Annotated in this window: 20 protein-coding genes and 1 pseudogene; 12 read left to right on the top strand and 9 right to left on the bottom strand. The window is 40.8% G+C overall.

The annotated features are described in order from the left end of the window. The 3 genes from V7K76_RS34515 to V7K76_RS34505 all read left to right on the top strand — a co-directional run. Positions 1–630 (top strand): tetratricopeptide repeat protein (locus V7K76_RS34515; protein WP_335030429.1); only part of this gene is annotated, 630 nt, incomplete at its 5' end. 213 nt (positions 631–843) lie between these two features. After that, positions 844–1,194 carry a hypothetical protein gene (locus V7K76_RS34510; RefSeq protein ID WP_335030428.1) on the top strand — a complete coding sequence of 117 codons (351 nt, stop codon included), beginning with the start codon at positions 844–846 and terminating at the stop codon, positions 1,192–1,194. Between the two features lie 79 nt (positions 1,195–1,273). Next, a complete protein-coding gene (locus V7K76_RS34505; protein WP_334950396.1) occupies positions 1,274–1,795 on the top strand; it encodes a Uma2 family endonuclease in 522 nt (173 codons plus the stop codon). Here the strand turns inward: V7K76_RS34505 and V7K76_RS34500 are convergent. From V7K76_RS34500 to sufB, 5 genes are all read right to left on the bottom strand, one after another. After that, the gene (locus V7K76_RS34500; protein ID WP_334777019.1) at positions 1,772–2,455 is read right to left on the bottom strand and encodes an ATP-dependent Zn protease; all 684 of its coding nucleotides are present in this window, start codon (positions 2,453–2,455) and stop codon (positions 1,772–1,774) included. The genes V7K76_RS34505 and V7K76_RS34500 overlap by 24 nt on opposite strands. A 225-nt stretch (positions 2,456–2,680) precedes the next feature. Beyond that, positions 2,681–3,943 carry a cysteine desulfurase gene (locus V7K76_RS34495; RefSeq protein WP_334950454.1) on the bottom strand — a complete coding sequence of 421 codons (1,263 nt, stop codon included), beginning with the start codon at positions 3,941–3,943 and terminating at the stop codon, positions 2,681–2,683. 79 nt (positions 3,944–4,022) lie between these two features. Beyond that, complete coding sequence (gene sufD, locus V7K76_RS34490; protein ID WP_334950398.1) at positions 4,023–5,393, bottom strand: Fe-S cluster assembly protein SufD; 1,371 nt, start codon at positions 5,391–5,393, stop codon at positions 4,023–4,025. After that, positions 5,393–6,181: a Fe-S cluster assembly ATPase SufC gene (gene sufC, locus V7K76_RS34485; protein WP_334950400.1), complete on the bottom strand. Its 789-nt coding sequence runs from the start codon at positions 6,179–6,181 to the stop codon at positions 5,393–5,395. Before sufC ends, sufD begins: the two co-directional genes overlap by 1 nt. Before the next feature lie 98 nt (positions 6,182–6,279). Beyond that, positions 6,280–7,719, bottom strand: a complete 1,440-nt coding sequence (gene sufB, locus V7K76_RS34480; protein ID WP_334950402.1) for a Fe-S cluster assembly protein SufB — start codon at positions 7,717–7,719, stop codon at positions 6,280–6,282. 403 nt (positions 7,720–8,122) lie between these two features. Between sufB and sufR the strand changes: the two genes are divergently transcribed. Together sufR and V7K76_RS34470 are read left to right on the top strand one after the other, a co-directional pair. Further along, a complete protein-coding gene (sufR, locus tag V7K76_RS34475) occupies positions 8,123–8,806 on the top strand; it encodes an iron-sulfur cluster biosynthesis transcriptional regulator SufR (protein ID WP_334777015.1) in 684 nt (227 codons plus the stop codon). A gap of 67 nt (positions 8,807–8,873) precedes the next feature. Next, positions 8,874–9,134: a hypothetical protein gene (locus V7K76_RS34470; protein WP_179068084.1), complete on the top strand. Its 261-nt coding sequence runs from the start codon at positions 8,874–8,876 to the stop codon at positions 9,132–9,134. Positions 9,135–9,316: 182 nt separating this feature from the next. Here the strand turns inward: V7K76_RS34470 and V7K76_RS34465 are convergent, their stop codons facing one another. After that, positions 9,317–9,808, bottom strand: a complete 492-nt coding sequence (locus tag V7K76_RS34465) for a DUF1499 domain-containing protein (RefSeq protein WP_334777014.1) — start codon at positions 9,806–9,808, stop codon at positions 9,317–9,319. A gap of 229 nt (positions 9,809–10,037) precedes the next feature. On the opposite strand from V7K76_RS34465, the gene V7K76_RS34460 reads away from it, so the two are divergent. Further along, on the top strand, positions 10,038–10,310 hold the full coding sequence (locus tag V7K76_RS34460) for a hypothetical protein (RefSeq protein WP_292853497.1): 273 nt from the start codon (positions 10,038–10,040) through the stop codon (positions 10,308–10,310). A gap of 263 nt (positions 10,311–10,573) precedes the next feature. Here the strand turns inward: V7K76_RS34460 and V7K76_RS34455 are convergent, their stop codons facing one another. Both V7K76_RS34455 and V7K76_RS34450 read right to left on the bottom strand, forming a co-directional pair. Next, positions 10,574–11,209 (bottom strand): hypothetical protein, encoded by a 636-nt coding sequence (locus V7K76_RS34455; RefSeq protein ID WP_334777013.1) that lies wholly within the window; start codon positions 11,207–11,209, stop codon positions 10,574–10,576. 439 nt (positions 11,210–11,648) lie between these two features. After that, positions 11,649–11,975: a YbjQ family protein gene (locus V7K76_RS34450; protein ID WP_179068088.1), complete on the bottom strand. Its 327-nt coding sequence runs from the start codon at positions 11,973–11,975 to the stop codon at positions 11,649–11,651. A 635-nt stretch (positions 11,976–12,610) separates the two neighbouring features. Between V7K76_RS34450 and V7K76_RS34445 the strand changes: the two genes are divergently transcribed. Further along, positions 12,611–13,291 (top strand): tetratricopeptide repeat protein, encoded by a 681-nt coding sequence (locus V7K76_RS34445; protein WP_334777012.1) that lies wholly within the window; start codon positions 12,611–12,613, stop codon positions 13,289–13,291. A 2-nt stretch (positions 13,292–13,293) separates the two neighbouring features. On the opposite strand, the gene V7K76_RS34440 is transcribed toward V7K76_RS34445, so the two are convergent. Then, positions 13,294–14,196 (bottom strand): ABC transporter ATP-binding protein, encoded by a 903-nt coding sequence (locus V7K76_RS34440; protein ID WP_334950406.1) that lies wholly within the window; start codon positions 14,194–14,196, stop codon positions 13,294–13,296. Between the two features lie 230 nt (positions 14,197–14,426). On the opposite strand from V7K76_RS34440, the pseudogene V7K76_RS34435 reads away from it, so the two are divergent. The 5 genes and pseudogenes from V7K76_RS34435 to V7K76_RS34415 all read left to right on the top strand — a co-directional run. Beyond that, a pseudogene (locus V7K76_RS34435) lies at positions 14,427–14,750 on the top strand (PhoD-like phosphatase N-terminal domain-containing protein); the annotation flags it as partial. A 73-nt stretch (positions 14,751–14,823) separates the two neighbouring features. Beyond that, entirely contained in the window at positions 14,824–15,069 is a 246-nt protein-coding gene (locus V7K76_RS34430) for a type II toxin-antitoxin system HicB family antitoxin (RefSeq protein WP_334777010.1), read from the top strand. 2 nt (positions 15,070–15,071) lie between these two features. Beyond that, complete coding sequence (locus V7K76_RS34425) at positions 15,072–15,260, top strand: type II toxin-antitoxin system HicA family toxin (RefSeq protein ID WP_334777009.1); 189 nt, start codon at positions 15,072–15,074, stop codon at positions 15,258–15,260. A 124-nt stretch (positions 15,261–15,384) separates the two neighbouring features. Further along, positions 15,385–16,668 (top strand): AAA family ATPase, encoded by a 1,284-nt coding sequence (locus V7K76_RS34420; protein WP_334777008.1) that lies wholly within the window; start codon positions 15,385–15,387, stop codon positions 16,666–16,668. A gap of 8 nt (positions 16,669–16,676) precedes the next feature. After that, a complete protein-coding gene (locus tag V7K76_RS34415; protein WP_334777007.1) occupies positions 16,677–17,201 on the top strand; it encodes a hypothetical protein in 525 nt (174 codons plus the stop codon). Positions 17,202–17,204 lie beyond the last annotated feature (3 nt).

Genomic DNA, 17,204 nt, shown 5'->3' with positions numbered 1-17,204 from the left:
GCCAATACATTAAAAGCTATCGGCGATGTTTTGCAGTTCCTCGACCGACGTGATGAAGCATTACAACGCTACGAAACCGCTTTGTCATTTTACCGCGACATCGGCGCTCGCTTGGGGGAAGCCAATACATTACAAGCTATCGGCGATGTTTTGCAGTTCCTCGACCGACGTGATGAAGCATTACAACGCTACGAAACCGCTTTGTCATTTTACCGCGACATCGGCGATCGCTTGGGGGAAGCTAACATCTTGCAAGCATTCGGTAAGTTGCAACAAAACCCCCAGCAAGCACTAGAATATCTCCAGCAAGCACAAAACCTCTACATCCAAATTGGCGATATCTACAGCCAAAGTCGTAATCTTGCATATTTTATTGCCAATGCACAGTTAAACATGGGAGACTCAAAGGCTGCAATTAATTCCTTAACTCATGCGGCTGAACTCGCCACCACCATTAACTATGCACCAATCCAAGAATACGCCCAAAGTCGCATAGCCGAGATCAACTCTACACCCACACTAACAAGGGGAATAAAAGAGAGATTCATGCAATTTATCCAGCAACGTTGGGTAAAATTTGCGTTTTGTTTTCTTGTTGGTTTAATTGCTTTTCTACTGCTGCGTCGCTGAGTCAAAAATTAGTAACCAATATCTTTGGAGAAAGTGATATACCTGCGCGCACCTTTTCCATTATTTAGATAATACCCTGTCAACTGGTAAAAAGTCAACAGTTATTTTACCTCAATTAAAAATTAAACTTGGTGTAAGACAATTTTCGAGTTACCCGTTGAGCGTTTGGCAATTCCATAAAAAGCGATTATTACGAAAATTATAGTTTTTGTGATGAAACAGATGTTTTTGTTGATGAAACAGATGTTTTTGTTAATGAAACAGATGTTTTTGTTAATGAAACAGATGTTTTTGTTGATGAAACAGATGTTTTTGTTAATGAAACAGATGTTTTTGTTAATGAAACAGATGTTTTTGTTGATGAAACAGATGTTTTTGTTAATGAAACAGATGTTTTTGTTAATGAAACAGATGTTTTTGTTAATGAAACAGATGTTTTTGTTGATGAAACAGATGTTTTTGTTGACGAAAAGGGTATCATCGACAATTCAAGGTGTGATCGGCTTTAGCATGATGCACCCTATATATCAATACAGTTCAGTTAGCGCCAAAAACCCAACTTAAAATTTACTATACTTTTTAAGTTAGGCTAAAGTTAGTCTACGCTTTAGTCGTTGAAGAGTTCCCTTATTTGGAATTGCTTATGACTGCTGTATCACCTGTTGTTAAACCTGTTAGCCAGATGCGGCTAAAACCTGGTAGTACAGTGTCTATTCAAGATGTCAGTTGGGAAGAATTTGAGTCTATCTTGGAAGAACTGGGGGAAAAGCGATCGCTACGAGTTGCTTATAGCAAGTCTACGTTAGAAATTATAGTTCCTCTACCTGAACACGAAAAATCAAAGGATTTAATTTCGGATATTGTAAAAATCTTGTTGAAGATTGCCGGAAAAAGTTATGAACCCTTCGGTTCAACCACCTTCAAGCGGGAAAATATAGCGGGGGTAGAACCAGATGCTTGCTTCTACATCCAGAATTATCAAAGAATGATTGGTCGTCGCAAACTAGAACCAAACGATCCGCCTCCTGATTTGGCAATTGAAACAGATGTGACATCAAAAACAACACTTGATGCATACGTTGCGATCGCAGTTCCAGAACTATGGATTTACGATAGTAAAAAGTTGAGGATTTATTTCTCCCTACTCCCTACTCCCTACTCCTAACTCAGCCTGACAACCTTCTACCGAAGTGCCTTGTCGCATGGCATTAACTAAAGCCTCATAACTAGACCAATTTTCTTGGAGTAGGGTTTTTGCCTGGAGGGCATGGAACCGTAGTTTCTGCTGATAAGCTGATTCAGAAAAGCCCAAAATTGTCAAGACTCCTATCAGCTTGCTTTTATCATCACTTCCACCCTCAGCATTATTAAAAACTAGGGTTTCAGCAGCAATACCCGCCATCCAAACAGTGCAATAGCGGTCTAACATTTGGGCACTGATTTTACCTACTTCTAGTTGAGATGCTAATTCGCCATCATCAAAGCTAACGCCGCCTTGCCCAGTTTGACCCTGTTTCCAAGCTTCCCAAGCGCTGAGTGTGTACCCAGTAACGGGAATACCCAATAGGTAAGCAACCAAAAAATGCCCAGCTTCGTGGTGGACGATGCGATCGCGATGTTCTTTTGAAAAACCAGCAATCCAATCTAAAAAAATAGTACCACCCTTGCCTTGCAAGCTGAAACTATCTAATGTCGCTATGCCTAAGATAGTGAAGGTAGCAAGTGCCGGTACTGCCGGTGATAAGTTTAAGAATGGCCCCAGCAATACCGATAGGGTCATCAGAAAGATAGATATTGCAACTAAATTTAGGCTAGTCTGGCTCATTGAAACTTTTCTGAAAATCTTCTTGCATTATCGAACAGAATTCAGGAGTCAGAATTCAGAATGAATAATATCATGTCCACGGTTTTTCTAACTCTATCTAAAGTAAAGTCACTGGATGACACTTTAGTTGCTCCTGTAAAGAATCCAGATAATTAAATTGTGCCAATTATTAGCAAGATATGTTGCTGATATTTGGCACAATTAGTATCTAGATATTTTGTAACTTTAAGCAAGGAAACCTGCAAAAAAGTCCAGAGTTTCTTTCAGTGCTTTGATGAAAATATCAATTTCTTCACGAGTGTTGTAGAAAGATAGACTTGCTCGTGCGGTTGCAGCAAGACCTAAGTGACGGTGTAATGGTTGAGTACAGTGATGTCCAGAACGGATAGCAATGCCTTCTTGATCTAATAATGTAGATAAGTCGTTAGCGTGGACTTCCCCGGCAGTGAATGACGCAAGAGCGGCTCTACCTTCCTCTTTCGCATTTGGTTTGGGGCCGTAAATTCTAATTTGGGGAATTTGCTCTAATTGTTGGAACAAATAAGCTGTTAGTTCTGCTTCGTAGGCGTGGATTTTATCCATGCCGATATTGCTAAGATAATCTATGGCAGCCCCAAGTGCGATCGCTTCTCCAATTGCAGGTGTACCAGCTTCAAATTTATGCGGTAATTCTGCATAAGTGGAATGGTCTAAATACACCTCTGCAATCATCTCACCACCACCAAAAAATGGCGGCATAGATTCTAACAATTCCAACTTGCCATACAGAAATCCTATCCCAGTTGGGGCGCACATTTTATGACCGGAAGCTACCAGCCAATCACAATCTATTTGCTGTACATCTATGGGGAAATGAGGAACACTTTGACAACCATCAACTAAGAATTTAGCACCATATTCGTGAGCGATCGCACCAATTTCTTGCACTGGATTAATACAACCCAAAGCATTAGAAATATGCACCACTGACACTAATTTAGTTTTGTTTGAAATCAGTTTTTTAAACTGCTCCAAATCAAAAATTTCTTCTGGTGTCAGTTCCACAAATTTCAGGACTGCACCTGTTTTTTGCGCCACGAATTGCCAAGGTACAATATTACTGTGGTGTTCCATCACCGACAGAATAATTTCATCCCCAGGTTGTAAATTGTTCATTCCCCAACTATAAGCTACTAAGTTAATCGCCTCAGTTGCGTTGCGGGTATAGACAATTTCCTGACGCGATGCAGCATTAATAAATTTGGCAACTTTATCTCTAGCACCTTCATAAGCATCGGTAGCTCTAGCACTCAGAGTATGGGCACCGCGATGCACGTTAGAATTATATTGCTCGTAATAATCCCGTAGGGTATTTAAGACGAACAAAGGCTTTTGCGATGTCGCAGCATTATCAAGATAAACCAGAGGTTTCTCGTTAACTTCCTGATGCAAAATTGGGAAGTCAGCGCGAACTTTATCAGCAAGGGTTTTGGTAGTGGTGAAAATCATTGGTAGATTAGTCAAACAATTTTGGATTTTGGATTTTGGATTTTAGATTGGAAAATTTCATCTAAAATCTAAAATTTAGTCAAGAGTCAAACGATATGGACTTAAGATTATTGACTGTGTTTAAAAGGATTTCTCGCAGAGAAGGAACTGGTATTTGGTTGATGATTTCGGCGGCGAAGGCGTTGATTAACAACTTTCGAGCATCATTTTCATCAATTCCCCGACTTTGCAGATAGAATATTTCATCATCTTCCAATTGGCTAACGGTAGCACCGTGAGCGCACTTTACATTATCTGCTGTAATTTCCAATTGGGGTTTAGTATCAACCCTGGCTTTAGATGATAGCAGCAAATTCCGATTCAATTGGACTGCATTTGTCAACTGCGCTCGCTTGGGAACTAAAACTTTGCCATTGAAGACTGCGTGAGCGCGATCGCCTACAATACACTTATGCAGTTGCTTACTCGTACTGTGAGGATAATTGAGTGCGATCGCACTGTGAGTATCCGCCAACTGCTTACCAGAAATTATCGTCAAACCGTTGAGAGTAGTTTCAGTCTGCTCACCAGTTTGCAAAATCTCCAAATTGTGCCGTGACAACTTCGCACCTAAAGTTATGGCATGACAAGTATATCGACTATCACGAGCCTGTGCGATCGCAGTCTTCCCAATATGAAAAGCCTCTGCACCTTCTCGCTCAACCCTAGTGTGACTCACTTGGGCATTGTCGCCAACCCAAATTTCCGTAACCGCGTTAGTTAAGTAAACTTCTTCCTCCGCGCTCTCTGCGCCTCTGCGGTTCGTATACTCCTCAACCAACCTCACCTGCGAACCACCTTCCGCCACCACCAAACAACGCGGCTGCGAAATCGTCAGCGTCTCACCGGAAATAAACACCAAATGAATTGGTGTCTCAACTACCACATTCTTCTTCACCCACACCACAGCTGCATCAGTTATCCCAGCCGTATTGAGAGCCGTAAAAACTTCCTGCGCTCCCTCAGCTTGAGCTAAATACTGCCGTACACCCTCCTGCTCATCCACAGGTAAGCCAGCCAAATTACTCACCACAATACCAGATGGTAAATCTGAAACTGCTGATAACTCCGGCGCATAAACGCCATTAACAAATACCAAACGACTATTAGCCGCTTCTGGCAAAATATCAAATTCTAGAGACGTTGCATGCAACGTCTCTACATTAAATTGCAGCTTTCGCAAAGATGACAAATCAGTAAATCGCCATTCTTCCTCGCGAGTGGTGGGAACAGTCGAGTGGCGTACCCAACTAGCAGCACCTTCACGTAATTCCTGTAACCATCCCTCTGTTTTGGATGCAGTTACCTGATTTAACAATTCAGTTAGATAGGTATCTTTATCTAACAGAGTCGATGTCAAACTGACTAAATTCGAGTTAGGTATTGGACTAGGAGATACTTGAATACTCATTACACACCCACCTCAGATGCAAACTCTTCCAGAACCCAGTCATAACCGCGAGACTCTAACTCTAGCGCCAGTTCCTTACCACCACTGGTAATAATTCGCCCCTGTGCCATAACATGTACAAAATCAGGCACAATATAATCGAGTAAGCGTTGATAGTGAGTAATCAAAATTGTGGCATTCTCTGGACTTGCCAGTTGATTTACCCCATTAGCCACAATTCTAAGCGCGTCAATATCTAAACCCGAATCAGTCTCATCCAAAATTCCTAACTTTGGTTCTAGCAGCGCCATTTGTAGAATTTCATTCCGCTTCTTCTCGCCACCAGAAAACCCTTCATTCAAACTGCGACTGAGAAAACTGGGATTCATCTTCACCACATCCAGCTTTTCCTCAATCAAATCGTCAAAATCAAAAGCGTCTATTTCCTCTAAACCTTGCGCCTTGCGCCGAGAATTGTACGCCACCCGCAAGAAATCCAAATTGCTCACACCCGGAATTTCTAACGGATACTGGAACGCCAAAAATACACCACTTCTCGCCCGTTCCTCCGGTTCCAACTCCAGCAAATTCTGTCCCTGAAAAATCACCTCACCGCCAGTCACCTCATACGCCGGATGCCCAGCCAACACCTTAGAAAAAGTACTCTTACCAGAACCATTCGGCCCCATGATCGCATGAATTTCACCCGATCGCACCTCCAGATTCACACCCTTCAGAATCGGTGTCCCATCAACATTAGCCGTCAGATTCCGTACCGACAGCACAACTTCACTATTTTCAATAATCATCTTCTCTCTTCTCTCTGCGCTCTCTGCGCCTCTGCGGTTCGTTATTCTTCCAGATAAACACAGAACACAAATATATCTGTGTTTATCCTTGCTTCCACTTATCCAACACTGCCTTCCAACTTCAAACTCAACAACTTATCAGCTTCCACAGCAAACTCCATCGGTAGCTGATTAAAAACATCCTTACAGAAGCCGCTAATCATCATCGAAATAGCATCTTCAGAAGAAATACCCCGTTGAGCGAAGTAAAATAACTGATCTTCCCCAATCTTAGAAGTAGAAGCTTCATGCTCCACCTTCGCAGCGTTATTTTGTACCTGAATATAAGGGAAAGTATTAGCATGGGCATTATCCCCAATCAACATTGAGTCACACTGAGAATAATTTCTCGCCCCTTTTGCCGTCGGATTTATTTTCACCAAACCCCGATAGCTATTACTAGATTTACCTGCCGAGATTCCTTTAGAAATAATTGTGCTGCGGGTATTCTTACCAACGTGAATCATCTTACTACCCGTATCAGCTTGCTGCATGTGATTTGTCAGCGCCACCGAGTAGAACTCACCCACAGAGTTATCACCCACCAAAACACAGCTAGGATATTTCCAAGTAATTGCCGAACCTGTTTCTACTTGAGTCCAGGAAATCTTGGAATTTACGCCCTGACACAAACCGCGCTTGGTGACAAAGTTGTAAATACCGCCTTTACCGTTAGCATCTCCAGCGTACCAGTTTTGGACGGTGGAGTATTTAATTTCAGCATTATCGAGGGCAACGAGTTCCACCACAGCAGCGTGCAACTGGTTGCTGTCATACATCGGTGCAGTGCAACCTTCCAGGTAAGAAACATAACTACCTTCTTCGGCGACAATCAAAGTCCGCTCAAATTGTCCCGTGTCACCAGAGTTGATGCGGAAGTAGGTAGATAGTTCCATTGGGCATTTTACGCCTTTAGGAATATAGACAAAAGAACCATCGCTAAATACAGCAGCGTTCAAGGCGGCAAAATAATTGTCAGCGATGGGAACAACGCTACCCAGATATTTTTTGATTAATTCTGGGTGTTCTTGCAACGCTTCCGAAAACGAACAGAAAATAACGCCATCTTCCGCTAGCTTTTCTTTAAATGTCGTAGCGACAGAGACGCTATCGAAAATCGCATCGACGGCAACATTTGCCAGTCGCTTCTGTTCAGATAGGGAAATGCCTAACTTTTCAAAGGTTTCTAAAAGAGTTGGATCAACTTCATCCAGACTGTTTAGTTTTTCTTTCTTGCGTTTCGGCGCTGAGTAATAAATGATATCCTGATAATTTATTGGCGGATACTTGACATTCGGCCAAGTTGGTTCCGTCATTTTTTGCCACTGGCGATAAGCCCTGAGGCGAAAGTCCAGCATGAACTGCGGCTCGTTCTTCTTAGAGGAGATCAAGCGGATAACGTCCTCGTCTAGTCCACGCGGTATGGTGTCGGACTCAATGTCGGTAACAAAGCCGTACTTGTAGGGTTGGTTGACTAAGGTTTTGACAGTGGCACTCATCAGTAATAATCTCTCGTGTTCTGAACTTGAATCTTTATAAGGATGGGAGTCGGACTTTTCTTTAGCCGATTCCCCATATCGCATTACGGAATGGTTACACGGCTGCTAGAATAGTGGTGGAGAGTAAAACAACAGCTATGTTGTTTAATGTATCTTCATTTTACGCTAAATTAACAACAACAATGTTGTCAAAGTCAAACAATTTTGGATTTTAGATTTGCAACTTTGGATTCAAAGAGACCACAAGGGTACTTGGCTCAAGGATTTTAGATTGACGATCGCATAGTGAGGCATATACCAAAAAACTTTTTTAATCCAAAAAAATCCAAAATCCAAAATCGGCACGGTCAAATTTTCAAAGAAATTTTTGGGACGTTCGCTGAACGTCTCGCACCAAATGAAGATGGCGACTACTCACCAATCCTCAACCAAGCAAGATATCCTAGAGTATCTGCACAAACATGAAAAAGCAACGGCTTTGGAGCTAGCTGAAGTTTTAGAAGTTACCCCCCAAGCAATTCGTCGCCATCTCAAGGATTTGGAGACGGAGGAGCTAGTTTTGTATGCGACATCGGTACAGGCGGCGGGAATGGGGCGGCCACAGCACGTTTATCAACTAAGTCGTCAAGGACGCGATCGCTTGCATCGCACAATGAGCGATCGCTTTGGTGATGGACACGGCAATTTTGCGGTTTCGCTGCTAGACACCTTAGCCGAAACGGTAGGACACGATCAATTTAAATCGATTTTAGAGAAACAGTGGCAACGCAAAGCTCTAGAGTATCGCGATCAGGTAGGTAGCGGTTCACTGCGAGAACGGGTAGCCAACTTAGTAGAGTTGAGAAAAGCGGAAGGCTTCATGGCAGAATATCACCCCGTTGATGTGAATGATAGCTTTGAGTGCGATCGCTTTATTTTTATAGAACATAACTGCGCCATTTCTAACGTTGCCGAATCTTTCCCCAGCATTTGTGGGCACGAATTAGAAATGTTTGCAGCCGTCTTACCAGATTGTACCGTAGAACGCACCCACTGGATTATCGATGGCGAACATCGTTGTGGCTATTTGGTACAAATTCGTCCTTAGTCATTAGTCATTAGTCCTTTTTTTAATACCCAATGCCCCATGCCCAACTAAGTTTAAAATAGCGTTTATGGACGTAATACCACAGCAACCATCAGCACAATTTTTAACCCTGGAAGAGTCAGCAAAAGTAGACGCGGCTTTGTTGTCTTCACCAGAAAAGTTTTTAACAAGATTGACAATTTCATCACTGAAACTTTTGAAGCATATTGCCCAAGAATACGGTGTTGCAATTGAAGATTTGACAGCGCAACAATTAATTGCTTGGTTTGAAGAAGATGGCAAAATTCGGCGTGAGCAGGGAATTGAAGCTTCATACCTGAAATGGTGAACTAGATATAAACTAATATCCAGAACCCCGACTGATCATCAAAAGTCGGGGTTCTATTTTATTAGGCAATATGGTTCAGAGTTTTTGAGACGCGATAAATCGCCGTCTCTACAAGTGTTTTTGGCTTATCTGAATTTTCCAAGGGAAATTAGATTATGTTCAATCAGGCGAACTCACATTAATCAAATATTTAAATCGCGTAGCGCCAAACGAATTTGTTCTACACGCCTGCGGTTGACACCGAGATCCGACTCTCCCACACGAGATGCCGAACGCAGATGAATTACAGACTCATTGGGAGGTAAATAAAACTCTACATCATCAACAAATTTGAAGATGCGGCTTTTAGAAAGGGCATGAATGTAATTATCTGTCTGTTCTATAACTTCTGTACGAGGAACAACACTGATTACTTTCAGTAAAGTTTCTTTCGCTGCATTGCGGTCTACATGATAAGGAATCGGGTCAATGGCGTGTTTTTCATCTGCATTTTGACTGACAACACAGTTGTCTGAAGCCGGACAAGAACTCAGATGACCATTATCAACTCCCAAAGCAGAAGAAGCAGCCCAAGTAGTCCCAGTAAATATGAAACTACTAATCAAAGTTAGGAGTATTGCAAAAGTGACACTCCGCAAGAGTCGTTGTGTGATAGATGTTAGCAGACGGGACATGATAAATTTATGCCTCAAGATTTAAATAGCACGTTCCTCTTGCCATTATTGCTGACAATAACGGAATCAAGCTAAAAAGTGACCAATAATTCAGATTTTCATTGACTACGAACCCAAAATCATTAGTAGGGGTAGCTACTGCATTCCCTGGTGATTCCAGCTTTAACTCGGAAGAATTGGCTGGTATCGACTTTGTTGTGGCCAACGTTAGGAAGTTTGATGGTTGTAGATGAATATAGGAATAATCGAGTCTTACAATAACGGATTTTTAGACGTTATACCAGAGGGTGAAGACAGCGACTATTGGCAAATTGCAGCTATACATATCAATGGCCAAGCTTACTGCCCTACTCCTCGGCTTTATCGTTCAGAAAAAGTGGCATTAGCAAAAGCTGCACAAATTTATGATTGGCTAGCTGACCACGAACACCAAATCAGTAATGGGGCTTGTAACTGTTCTGAATTGAAACTCGTGCTGTGGCAACAACCAAAAATATCTTAGTTGACTAGCAATTTTAGATTTTAGATTTTGGATTAAAAGAATTTTTTGATTCATAACCTGTCTCCATCTGGCAGTCATGAAAAAAGCACCTTAAGAACAGATGCTTTTATTTAAAATAAGAGTACTCCAAGTAAAAAAATGCCCAATTGTCATTGAGAGCGAAGCTTCGCTCTCTACGAGACGCTACGCGAACGCAATGACGGGTTTTGGATCATTTATTTTTTGGAAAACTCTAAATAATATTTGATTTTTCAAACAATTATTTAAGGATTGTAATTATTAGTCCGGGGAGTGCGAGTACCAGCGACGGCTCCGATCATTGCAGTTACTAAACCCAACAAGGAACCAAGCACAAACCACCACAATCCTGAACGTACATTTGCTGCAATATCACGTGTTTGTTGAGCTGTTACATTTGCTCGCGGAATATTGGAGACTCCACCTTGCTGTTGCACCTGGTTGATAACTTCCCCAGCGTTGGAAGCAGCAACACCAAAAGCACCGGATACTCCACTTGCAAGGAGCCACGAGCTAACTGCTAAAGTCGTCGCCCAAAGAATTGCACCATTGAGAAGAGCTGTATTGCGGCTCATCGGCCCACAAGCACGGGCTGTTACCCAACCACCAATAAATAGGGAAATTAACAACGCGATAGTTGACCAAAGCCCTGCACTACCTGCAACATTAGGGGCGATTGTTCTGGGTGCGCCTGAACTTTCAACTGTACCAGCTGCGATCGCACCAATTATAGAACTCAAAATTAATTGTGTAGCTAAAGAAACCAACAAGCCAGCAATAATCGGCCCCCAGCGAACACGATCGTGATATTCAGCTATTCTGCCTGCTACCACGGTATCAGTAGATATAACATCATTGCCTGTCCGATTTACGTATGACATTGCTTATGTTCTCCAGTGCTATTTCAGCAAAGTATCTGCTCAGGTATATTCATCCTTTATGCTTAAGATTAAATAACTAAATCATCTGCTTTTATCTCTATCAATAGAAAGACTTAATAAGTCTATCTTTAGTGATAAAAACACACTTTATTTCACAATATTTAATACAATTTATTATTTATTAATATCTGAATAATTATTAATAAGTTTTTAATCTTAAAGTTTTGAAAATAAAACTAAATTATTTATTAACTTTTTACAAAAAACAGCTTTAGTAGTGTATGGAATTAAACTTAATACAAAACTGAATTACGTTAGGGAGTTCCCTACTTTTGAGGATAAGCAAGCTACGTACAACGTCTCATAGATAGCATTATTAATAATTACGAATTACATTAGCGTAGCGGTAGCGAGTCCGCGAGCGTCATTACGAATTACTTTAACGCATCCTCACAGCCGTACCAGTGGCAGTAATCAGCAAAAGAACTCCTGATTGGTCAAGATTTATTGTGCCAGTATCAATTTCAATCCCGATTACAGCATTTGCTCCTAAACGTTGTGCGCGTTGTTCTAACTCTTCTAACGCCTTGCGTTGACCCTGTTCAAATAGACGCTCATAGCTAGCAGTGCGTCCACCGATAATATCGCGAATTCCAGCCAAAAAATCCCGCAAGAAATTGCTGCCGTAGACTACTTCTGCTGTCACAATACCTAAATATGAATCAATCACCGCTCCTTGAATTACATCAGTTGTAGTTATAATCATAAATTAACCTTCTAGTTAGGATATATGAGATGTTTATCGAAATAATTGAGCAATTGTAACTTTGATTGCAGAATACAGATTTGATAAACATCCTCTCACACAATTTTAGATTGCGCTTTGACCTTTAATATTGTTCTAAACAGAAACCAGGATTTCAAGGAACATTTGACTGATTAAATTTATCTTACCGTGTAATGACCAAAGAATGATGTGAATGCCTAGATGATGACTTCTCAAAAGGTAGTATCAAGAACTATCAATTGGATAGAGAGTCAGCAAAATTTTAAATGAAATAAAAAACAGGAATGAATCTTAAACCCTGTAACCTTGGCACATCAACATCTAGGATTAAGTCAGATGCCTGTTGAGATTTTCCGAGTAGCACGTATAACTACTGACTGGAAAAGGTGTCATTTTGCGTTTGTACTGGTTTGTATGTAGGGTAACTTGATGTGAAAGTTGATATCTTACACTTTATCCTTCCGTGAAAACTCTGTTACGCAGTGCTGATTGTAAAGGAAAGATGAATGAACTATTAACATCTTAACCAATACGAATAAATACAGTTTTCAAAAGTCCATATTTTTGTTTTAATGTACAAGAAAAAAGTTATCTAAAATTTCAGGAAATTTACTGTGTACAAGCCAACATCATTCGTGTTTAGCGTGGTGTTACTAGGATGTTTTACCTTCACCATACCTTCAGTAGCTCAGGCTCAGGTATTAGTGGCACAAGCCAAAAACCCAGAGTTAAAGCAACTGCTAGAAGAAGGACGGAGGCTAGTGGATGCTGGTAATTATGGTGGTGCGATCGCTGTTTATCAACAAGCAGCTAGTTTAGATCCCAAAAATGCTAAAATCCATTCAGGCATTGGGTATTTGTACGCTCAACAGGGAAATTACCAGGCAGCATTAACAGCTTATCGTCGAGCGATCGCAATCAACCCTAACAACAGTGATTTTTACTACGCTGTGGGCTACATCAAAGCTAATTTGGGCGACACACCAGGGGCAAAGGAAGGCTACCGTCGTGCCATACAGCTGAACCGTAACAACGTTAACGCCTATTTAGGATTGGCTGTCACCCAATCCCGTATGGGAGACTATAATGCAGCTACTTGGGCATACCAACAAGCCATAGATTTGGATAAAAACAACGCCCAAACTTATGAGTTAATGGGTTCCATGTATAAACAGCGACGACAAACCAAACAAGCGAACAGCTTGCTTCAGAAAGCCCGTGATTTGTACAAGCGCCGCAATGACTCAGGTGGCGTAGAAAGGGTAGAAGCCATGCTGCGGCAGTTAGGAGGATGAGGTTAATCTAACTGGCGTCCCGTTAATTCTACAAAAATATCTTCCAGGTTAGAGGGACGCACCATCATTCCGGTTTTATCGGGCTGTTCATTCAAGTAGATATTTGCTGCTTCCAAGGATGGGAAAAACAAATATTCCCAACTACGAGCGCCATCACTTCCCACATCAGACATACCTAATTGTTTCATCACCAAACCTTCACCGTGAGCAGAACGCAGCTGTTGTAAAGTCCCCAAAGAAATCAGTTTACCGCTATCCATAATACCGATGCGTCCTGGCTTGGTAGAGCCAAAGGCATCGCACAAAAATTCGACCTCATCCATATAATGGGTCGTCAGTAGCATCGTCATCCCTTGTTTATTTAAATCCCGAATAATTTCCCAGAGGCGTCGCCTGGTTTGGGGGTCTAGTCCTACCGTTGGTTCATCCAAAAACAAAATTTGCGGTTGATGCAATAAAGCTCTCGCAATCTGCAACCGTCGTTTCATACCCCCAGACAGGGTTTTTACCAAATCATCACGTTTTTCTGCTAGTTCAACATACTCTAGCCATTGATTAATCAATTTTTGTCGCTGCGGGTTACTAATGTGATGTAGTCTCCCGTGCAGTTCCATATTTTCCCAAACGGTTAAATCATTATCTACACTGACTTGTTGCAAGACTACGCCAATACTCTGTTTTGCCAACGTTGCTTGGCTTGTCACATTATATCCACCTACTTCTATCTGTCCTTGAGACGGTTTGGTGAGTGTAGTCAGCATCCGAATTGTGGTTGATTTACCTGCACCGTTTGGGCCAAGTAGAGCAAATATCTCTCCTGCTTCAATTTTGAATGACAGGTCATTGACTACAGGTACATTGTTGTAAAACTTGTAGACATTTTCTAAAAAAACAGCAGCAGTCACGTCGCTTCGCTCCGAATTCAAAATTCAAAATTCAAAATTAACAAACTCATAAATTTCGGTCATAGATAAATTTGCTCGTACAAGTTACTAATCAACATTACCATTCTGATTACCTCAAACTAAATATATTTTATTAACCCTGAGATAACTCAATCTTTACTTATTGCCATAAAAAGATGTGGTAAACATTTATCCTGTAATACCTTAGTTTAAGGTTGCTATTATTTAGTATGGAATCTCATCACCCATTGAAGCTAAACCGCCGCCAGTTTTTGCTACGCTCTGCCATCACTGTCGGTGGAATTATTTCCACAGATTTTGTAGCCAAATCACCAGTTTTTGCCCAAGCGCCTGCAATTATCACCTCTGAGAAAATGCGTCCTGCTATACCTTATGGTGTAGCAAGTGGAGACATATCTAACGATGGCATTGTGATTTGGAGTCGGAGCGATCGCGCCGCCAAAATAATCGTAGAATATTCTAGCAGCGAATCTTTTCGCAATGTGCAGCGAGTTGTCGGGCCTAATGCTTTAAAAAATAGCGACTTTACAGCAATGCCTGCGGCGGGCTTTGCCTACGCTACTGTTAGGAGCTAAATTTAGATAGATACTGGATTGTCTAATTATTATGCTAGCAAGCTACATTGACCAAGCAATGGAACTAGCCGTTTATGAGATCATTGAAGACGATCAAACTTATTGGGGTGAAATTCCAAGCTTACAAGGAGTCTGGGCAAATCATCAAACTCTAGAAGGATGTAGACAGGAATTAAGAGAAGCTTTAAGTGACTGGCTAGCACTAAGGTTACATTTGAGGTTAACGATTCCTGTAATCGCTGGTATCAACCTCAATGAACTGACCAAACCTGTATAAAAATGTCTAGATTAACTCCTGTTTCTTGGCGTGATTTAGTAAAACGTCTGCAAGAATTGGGTTTTGAAGGCCCCTATGCCGGAGGAAAGCATCCACAAATGCGGCGAGGTGATGTTACTGTAATTATTACCAATCCTCATGAAGGTGATATTAGTCTGGGTTTATTATCGCGGCTATTACGACAAGCTTGAGTTTCTCGTGAAGAATGGTTGGGTGAGTGAAATTTCAAAGGTGTATTAAACTCTGCAATTTACACCTTAAGTTGTTATCAAGAGTATTAGGAAAAATATAATTTTAGCATTTTTGGAGTTGATAATGCTTAAAAAACTCATTCTGGAAAATTGGAAAAGTTTTCGTTACGCCGAGCTTCCACTTGACCCGTTAACTGTTCTAATTGGGACAAATGCCAGTGGTAAGTCTAATGTGGTTGAAGCTTTGGAATTTTTACAAAGAATTGCTAGAGGTGAAAATATTGAAGTAGCTTTAGCCGGAGATAAAACACTTCCATCTATTCGCGGTGGTGTAGAGTGGGCTGCCATTAAGCCAGAAACTGAATTTACATTAAAGGCGATGATTCAAGGTAACGATGATAAAACAGATTATTTTTACAGTATCATACTACAAACAATACCAGTTGTTCGGATTAGAAAAGAATATATAAATATTTCTGAATATCATGATAAAAATTATCCAAACAAAAAACTATTTACTATAAATGTAGATGATAAAACAGCCACAAGCAATTTGAGCAATTACGGTGGATTTAGTGTTGATGTTGATGATTTAGTTAAAGAATTTTCTTCCCAGAATTTTTCTGATGCCATCACAGAAGAAATTAAAACAAAACTTCGTTATGAAATTAAAGAAAAAATTGAATTCGCTCAGAATAATCTAGACTATTTAATTAATGATGTAATTTTGCCAACAATTCAAAATATTTTAATTTTAAATCCCATTCCTTCTACAATGCGTGATTATTCAAGACTCTCTGACAGTTTAGAAGGTGATGCATCTAACATTGCTGGCGTGTTAGCAGGATTAACCGAAGAACAAAAAGCTGAAGTTGAATTCAGTCTATCTGAATATATCAAAGATTTCCCAGAAGGTGATATTCAAAAAGTATGGGCAGAAAAAGTTGGTAGATTCGGCACTGATGCGATGCTTTATTGTCAAGAAAAATGGAAACCTGACCAGATTACAGAGATTGATGCTAGAACTATGTCTGATGGAACTCTCCGTTTTCTAGCAATTCTTACAGCACTACTCACTAGACCAGAAGGTAGTCAACTGGTAATTGAAGAAATAGATAATGGTCTTCATCCTTCGCGTGCAGAATTACTTGTAAGAATACTGCGAGAGATTGGCAGCAAAAGGAAAATTGATATTTTACTAACTACCCATAACCCAGCTTTGCTTGATGCTTTAGGCCCAGAGATAGTTCCTTTTGTGGTTGTCGCACACCGCGATAAAGAAACTGGAGAAAGCAAACTTACTCTTTTAGAAGATATTGAAAATCTTCCTCTTTTGTTAGCATCGGGTACTTTAGGCAGGTTAGCAACAAAAGGCGCAATTGAAAAGAGCCTTTCTGATAATAAGTAAAGTTAAATATGAGAAAGGTTTTGATTATTGATACATCAATACTTTGCGTCTACTTAGGTGTGCCTGGTAAAGAAACTTGTGGTTCTGATAATGACAAATGGGATAAAAAAAGAGTTGAAGCCCGTTTTCAGGAAGAAGAAAAACAAGGTGCAAAGTTTATACTGCCAATAGCAACAATTATAGAAACTGGTAATCATATTGCACAAGCTAACTCTAAACGATATGAAATTGCTCAAGCTTTCGGTAATATTTTAGTGAAAGTAGCAGATGGAGTTATACCTTGGGGAGTTTTTGAAACTCAAGTGGGTGAACTTTGGAACTCAGAGCAATTGAAACAACTGGCTACTGAATGGCCTACTCTAGCATCTAGAAAGTTTTCTATCGGAGATGCGACAATTAAGACTGTGGCTGAATATTACGCCAAAACCAGTAGCACATTTCAAGTAGAAATTTTTACGGGCGATGGGGGACTAAAGGCTTATGAGCCAGCTATCCCAGCACCTACGCGTCGAAGTAGTCGAACAAAAAGGTAAAAT

The sequence above is a fragment of the Nostoc sp. genome (genome assembly GCF_036917975.1).
Taxonomy (GTDB): domain Bacteria; phylum Cyanobacteriota; class Cyanobacteriia; order Cyanobacteriales; family Nostocaceae; genus Nostoc.
Note: the sequence above shows the minus strand (reverse complement) of the source record. Positions and strands in the feature narration are given on the sequence as shown.

Bases quoted from the DNA above. Each gene is read 5' to 3' on its own strand.
- V7K76_RS34510 (WP_335030428.1), top strand. From the start codon at position 844: ATGAAACAGATGTTTTTGTTGATGAAACAGATGTTTTTGTTAATGAAA.
- V7K76_RS34505 (WP_334950396.1), top strand. From the start codon at position 1,274: ATGACTGCTGTATCACCTGTTGTTAAACCTGTTAGCCAGATGCGGCTA.
- V7K76_RS34500 (WP_334777019.1), bottom strand. From the start codon at position 2,455: ATGAGCCAGACTAGCCTAAATTTAGTTGCAATATCTATCTTTCTGATG.
- V7K76_RS34495 (WP_334950454.1), bottom strand. From the start codon at position 3,943: ATGATTTTCACCACTACCAAAACCCTTGCTGATAAAGTTCGCGCTGAC.
- sufD (WP_334950398.1), bottom strand. From the start codon at position 5,393: ATGAGTATTCAAGTATCTCCTAGTCCAATACCTAACTCGAATTTAGTC.
- sufC (WP_334950400.1), bottom strand. From the start codon at position 6,181: ATGATTATTGAAAATAGTGAAGTTGTGCTGTCGGTACGGAATCTGACG.
- sufB (WP_334950402.1), bottom strand. From the start codon at position 7,719: ATGAGTGCCACTGTCAAAACCTTAGTCAACCAACCCTACAAGTACGGC.
- sufR (WP_334777015.1), top strand. From the start codon at position 8,123: ATGGCGACTACTCACCAATCCTCAACCAAGCAAGATATCCTAGAGTAT.
- V7K76_RS34470 (WP_179068084.1), top strand. From the start codon at position 8,874: ATGGACGTAATACCACAGCAACCATCAGCACAATTTTTAACCCTGGAA.
- V7K76_RS34465 (WP_334777014.1), bottom strand. From the start codon at position 9,808: ATGTCCCGTCTGCTAACATCTATCACACAACGACTCTTGCGGAGTGTC.
- V7K76_RS34460 (WP_292853497.1), top strand. From the start codon at position 10,038: ATGAATATAGGAATAATCGAGTCTTACAATAACGGATTTTTAGACGTT.
- V7K76_RS34455 (WP_334777013.1), bottom strand. From the start codon at position 11,209: ATGTCATACGTAAATCGGACAGGCAATGATGTTATATCTACTGATACC.
- V7K76_RS34450 (WP_179068088.1), bottom strand. From the start codon at position 11,975: ATGATTATAACTACAACTGATGTAATTCAAGGAGCGGTGATTGATTCA.
- V7K76_RS34430 (WP_334777010.1), top strand. From the start codon at position 14,824: ATGCTAGCAAGCTACATTGACCAAGCAATGGAACTAGCCGTTTATGAG.
- V7K76_RS34425 (WP_334777009.1), top strand. From the start codon at position 15,072: ATGTCTAGATTAACTCCTGTTTCTTGGCGTGATTTAGTAAAACGTCTG.
- V7K76_RS34420 (WP_334777008.1), top strand. From the start codon at position 15,385: ATGCTTAAAAAACTCATTCTGGAAAATTGGAAAAGTTTTCGTTACGCC.
- V7K76_RS34415 (WP_334777007.1), top strand. From the start codon at position 16,677: ATGAGAAAGGTTTTGATTATTGATACATCAATACTTTGCGTCTACTTA.